We start from the raw sequence: 325 nt of genomic DNA on the forward strand, positions 1-325 counted from the left end.
GCGTTAAGCGATGCGCGGAATGTCTACTCTTCCATCACGTCCATTCATGACCGATTCGACCGATCCGAATGCTTCGCTCGATGCCGTTCCCGCGGAAGCCCTTGCGCTGCTGTCTCGTCTCGCGTCCGAAGACGCCGTCGTGCGCCGGATCGCGTTAATCGATCTCGCCGATCTCGAAGATGCGTGCGTGATCGAACCCATTGTCGATGCGCTACGGCGCGACGCGTCGCCTGAAGTGCGTAGCGAGGCGGCGCTCGTGCTGGCTTCGTGGGAGCGCGACGATGTGGTCGAGGCGCTGTGCGGCGCGTTACTCGACGGCGACGCG

1 protein-coding gene is annotated in these 325 nt (G+C 63.7%); it reads left to right on the forward strand.

Annotated features, from left to right (window positions below; all coding sequences use genetic code 11):
• Window positions 1-46 precede the first annotated feature (46 nt).
• Window positions 47-325: HEAT repeat domain-containing protein (locus tag SB753_RS35820; protein ID WP_410804831.1), on the forward strand; the 279-nt coding region annotated here is incomplete at its 3' end.

The organism is Paraburkholderia sp. SIMBA_053 (assembly GCF_046534895.1).
Lineage (GTDB): Bacteria > Pseudomonadota > Gammaproteobacteria > Burkholderiales > Burkholderiaceae > Paraburkholderia > Paraburkholderia caledonica.